At 43.2% G+C, this 4,144-nt stretch carries 5 protein-coding genes; 3 read left to right on the top strand and 2 right to left on the bottom strand.

What is annotated here, in order from left to right:
- Positions 1 to 146: 146 nt before the first annotated feature.
- Both BCT81_RS25730 and BCT81_RS25735 read right to left on the bottom strand, forming a co-directional pair.
- On the bottom strand, positions 147 to 446 hold the full coding sequence (locus BCT81_RS25730; protein ID WP_004737771.1) for an isoamylase early set domain-containing protein: 300 nt from the start codon (positions 444 to 446) through the stop codon (positions 147 to 149).
- Positions 447 to 569: 123 nt separating this feature from the next.
- Positions 570 to 1,223 carry a hypothetical protein gene (locus BCT81_RS25735; RefSeq protein WP_102426302.1) on the bottom strand — a complete coding sequence of 218 codons (654 nt, stop codon included), beginning with the start codon at positions 1,221 to 1,223 and terminating at the stop codon, positions 570 to 572.
- Positions 1,224 to 1,255: 32 nt separating this feature from the next.
- On the opposite strand from BCT81_RS25735, the gene BCT81_RS25740 reads away from it, so the two are divergent.
- From BCT81_RS25740 to BCT81_RS25750, 3 genes are all read left to right on the top strand, one after another.
- Positions 1,256 to 1,738: a GFA family protein gene (locus BCT81_RS25740; RefSeq protein ID WP_171730540.1), complete on the top strand. Its 483-nt coding sequence runs from the start codon at positions 1,256 to 1,258 to the stop codon at positions 1,736 to 1,738.
- Between the two features lie 152 nt (positions 1,739 to 1,890).
- Positions 1,891 to 2,565 carry a YoaK family protein gene (locus tag BCT81_RS25745; protein ID WP_102426303.1) on the top strand — a complete coding sequence of 225 codons (675 nt, stop codon included), beginning with the start codon at positions 1,891 to 1,893 and terminating at the stop codon, positions 2,563 to 2,565.
- Positions 2,566 to 2,793: 228 nt separating this feature from the next.
- The coding region (locus BCT81_RS25750) for a YjiH family protein (RefSeq protein ID WP_102426304.1) at positions 2,794 to 4,144 on the top strand (1,351 nt) is incomplete at its 3' end.

The raw sequence follows: 4,144 nt of genomic DNA on the forward strand, positions 1-4,144 counted from the left end.
GCTTTATATTGATTTACGTTATTCCGTTTCGATTAATTAATAACCGAAGCGAATTAGTGAGCAATTTCATCAAGCCTCGGAGTGGGCTTCGAGTAACTCAATCAACTCACGTTTGGTAAAAAGTGCTTAGCTTCTGGAGGCAGCGATTAAGCGCTGACCGTTGATACCAAGCAGTTATCCTCACCAAACTCATTAGGGATGTAACGATCGGCATTAGCATCGTTTACCCATTGCTGATCGTCAACAAGGTAACGGAATTGAAACTCGCCATCTTTAGGCAGACGAGTTTTGAACTTATATACTTTCCCTTTCGCCAACTTTTTCATTGGCGTCGCTTTCCAATCAAGGAAATCAGCAACGATAGACACAGAATTCGCTTCTTGAGCTTCGAGCTCAAAAGTCACTTCAACTTCATCTTTCGTTTTAAAAAAACGTTTATTAATCATTAGCAAGCTCCATTTGTAAAGTAAGCAGACACAAGGCTATGAGTGTCTAAATTTCATTCATCTACCTAAGATAATATGTAATTTGGCTCACATAAACAACAGATCCTCACATTAACGAAAACGTTATTGCTTACCAATTGATTGCGTATCAAAAGAAAAACTCATTAACACCTTTTCAGATGGGGCTTCTACAAAAGATTGTTCCGCAGAATGCTGAGTAAAACCGATAAAACCTTCCCCGTTTTGTTTACCTTTTGCTTGAGTGACGTCCGGCTGAGCAACCTCTAAAGTTTGAATTTGTGCGCGATCACCAAGGAAAAGTTGGTCAACCAATACCACGCGGCTACGCTGTTGATCATGCTTAAATAAACCTAAGTAATAGAAGACCCCGCTGCCTTGGTTAGATACCCACATTGGCGCAACGAAAATGTTGGTATCTCCCAATTCAACACCCAACAACTTTTGAGTATCTACCGTCACCACACCTCGCTCCACACCCGAGTCGTAGCGACCAGAGGCCAACGACTTAGCTTCATTGACTTCATTAATAAAGGCGTAAGCGTTCGTTTCAGGTACTTTGATTGTCCATGGGTTGGTCGTCTTCAAATCAAACACGGTTTCAACAACCGTGTCATAACTCACTTGAGAAGAAGGGAACTTCGCCAAGATCTCTTCATCAGTTAAACTGAAGCGATATACGCCCGCCACCACCACGACAACCAACATCACAATTGGAATCAGTAAGATCAGGGGAATTGGTAAGATTTTCTTTTTCATGAGCAATTTTATTCTTTTGTCTTCATCCTGTTGTGCAGACCATAAAGGGCTTTAGTATAATTATCAATACAGGGCTAATCAGAACTGGAGCACGGATGGATATCAATCATAGTAAAGATAAAAATATCAGAAGTTGCGAATGTCGCTGCGGTGCGGTCAACCTCGTGTGTAGAGGAGAGCCTCAACGAACCTCTGTCTGCCACTGCTATGAGTGTCAAAAACGAACCGGCAGTGTTTTTGGTGTACAAGCTCGATTTCTAACAGAGCAAATTTCCTTGAGTGGAGAGGTAACCTCTTTTTCACGCATAAGCGATACTGGCAATGAAGTTACTTATCAATTCTGCCCTAAATGTGGCACTACGATGCTGCTCCAATCCGTTGCTGCCGCTGACTTTTACATCATCCCGCTTGGATTGTTTAAAGAACAAGACTTTCCGTTACCGAGCTTTTCTGTCTACGAAGAACGTAAACACGGTTGGGTCAAATTTGACCATCAAATGAGCCACTATAATTAGTAGCTTTCATCTGCCCAATATTGCGATTACATTTGCAAAGAAACTAACTGCAATAGTGTTGCCTAAGATCAAATATCCAAGCCCCACAGCGCTAGCGTATCTTTTCGCTAGCGTTATAATTTGCCCCTCTTTTTCAACCCAAGGTGAACAACATGATTTCTAAGCTACCACGTTGGGTTGAATACGGGGCTCTCCTACTAGCAGCCCTTGCTGGCAGCGTGAATGCTATCGGACTACTTGGCTTTCAACACCAAGCTATTTCGCACATTTCAGGTACGGTCTCTTTATTGGGGAGTAGCTTGCTCACTCCAACCTCTGCTTCAGTACATCTATTACTCGTCATCATGAGCTTTATGCTAGGCGCTGCTTTCAGTGGTTTTTTCATTGAAAACCAGGCTCTAAAATTAGGTCGTCGATACGGCGTTGCTCTGTGCATTGAGGGTGGCCTACTATTTTTAGCATTATGGGCACTGCTACAAGGCTACACATCCGGTCAGTACTTTGCTTCCGCGGCATGTGGCCTGCAGAACGCAATGATCACTACCTACAGTGGCGCCATTATCCGTACCACACACATGAGTGGGATCATCACGGATCTTGGTATCATGATTGGCGCGCGCCTCAAAGGTATGCCCTTTGACCGCCGTAAAGCCAAACTGCTGATGTTCATCGTCATGGGTTTTCTATTTGGCGGCTTAACGGGTGCTTGCTTATTCCAGCGCTTTGAAATTCTCGCTCTGGCTTTCCCTGCCTCTTTTGCCTTTTTTATTGCGTTTAGCTACTGGCTCTATCTGTCCTATCGAACTGATACACCAGTGAATTTATAAAAAACTGGCAATATATCCTCAAATTACGTAACATCTGCAACACTTTATTCTAAACTCTTAATGGTTAGCAGAATAACCAGCATGAATATTTAGCGATATTTGATGAATAGTATTGCAAGCAATATTAATACTGGGTAATCTTGCATCCATTAAGAAAACACGGACGTTTAGTGAATAAAAATGCCAAGGAAGTGGCTTTTTTACGTGTAAAAATTCGAGAACAATAACATGTCTAACAACACGAATACTGCTCAAACAGAGAAATCTAAAGGCAGTTTCTGGGTTTTCCTAATCCCATCATTGATTGGTTTATTCCTTTTCATGGCTCCAATTAGCTACCAAGGCGATCTCACTATCCCTGTTGCTATCCTAGCCAAGTCAATTCAAGCAGTTTTCGGTGAATACCTAGTCTCAATTATCACTGCAATCGTCGCTTTCATGTCTGTAGCTTCCGTTTTAAGCACCATTTTCAAGCCTACATTCATCACATCGAATTCATTCTTAAACGGTCTTTTCAACCCTTCTCCCCTGTGGTTGTTGGTTCGTTTGATTGGCGGTGCAGCAGCGTTCATGGCGTTCTTCCAAGTAGGTCCTGAGTTTATTTGGGAAGAGAACACCGGCGGCTTAGTGCTAGAAGGCCTGCTACCAACACTATTTTCAGTGTTCATTTTTGCTGGCCTGTTACTGCCTCTTCTACTTAACTTTGGTTTATTAGAATTGTTCGGCACACTACTAAGTAAAGTCATGCGCCCTATCTTCAACCTGCCAGGTCGTAGTGCTATCGACTGTATGGCTTCTTGGTTAGGTGACGGCAGCGTTGGTATCCTGCTGACAAGCAAACAGTACGAGAAGAAGTTCTACACACAGCGTGAAGCTGCGGTTGTAGGTACGACTTTTTCAGCGGTATCTATCACGTTCAGTCTTGTGGTTATTGCTCAAGTAGAGCTAGAGCACCTGTTCTTACCTTTCTATGCAGCAATCTGTCTAGCGGGTATCGTTGCGGCGGTAATCATCCCTCGCCTACCACCTTTGAGCATGAAGAAAGACACTTTCATCGATGGCAGCAAGCCAGAGAAAGACGCAGATGCAATCCCTGCAGGTCACTCAACGTTCTCTTGGGGCCTTGAGCTAGCAGTAAACAAAGCATCACAAGTTAAATCAGTTAAGTCTGTATTTAGCGAAGGCGTTCGTAACGCAGTGGACATGGTATTTGGTGTACTACCTGTGGTTATGGGTCTTGGTACAATGGCGTTGGTCATTGCTGAGTACACTTCTGTGTTCTCATTCTTAGGTCAACCTTTCATTCCGTTCCTTGAGCTATTAGGCGTCCCTGAAGCGGTTGCGGCATCAGAAACCATCGTGGTTGGTTTTGCAGACATGTTCATCCCAGCGATCCTTGCAGCGTCTATCGATAACGAAATGACTCGCTTTGTAATTGCAGCAATGTCGGTAACTCAGTTGATTTACATGTCTGAAGTTGGTGCTCTACTTCTAGGTAGTAAGATTCCTGTCAATATCGCAGAACTGTTTATTATCTTTATTCTGCGTACATTAATTACACTTCCAGTTATTGCAGGCG

Origin of the sequence: Vibrio sp. 10N.261.52.A1 (assembly GCF_002876325.1) — a bacterium.
GTDB classification, from domain to species: Bacteria; Pseudomonadota; Gammaproteobacteria; order Enterobacterales; family Vibrionaceae; genus Vibrio; species Vibrio chagasii.

Coding starts and splice junctions, on each gene's coding strand:
- BCT81_RS25745 (WP_102426303.1), top strand. CDS start 1,891: ATGATTTCTAAGCTACCACGTTGGGTTGAATACGGGGCTCTCCTACTA.
- BCT81_RS25735 (WP_102426302.1), bottom strand. CDS start 1,223: ATGAAAAAGAAAATCTTACCAATTCCCCTGATCTTACTGATTCCAATT.
- BCT81_RS25730 (WP_004737771.1), bottom strand. CDS start 446: ATGATTAATAAACGTTTTTTTAAAACGAAAGATGAAGTTGAAGTGACT.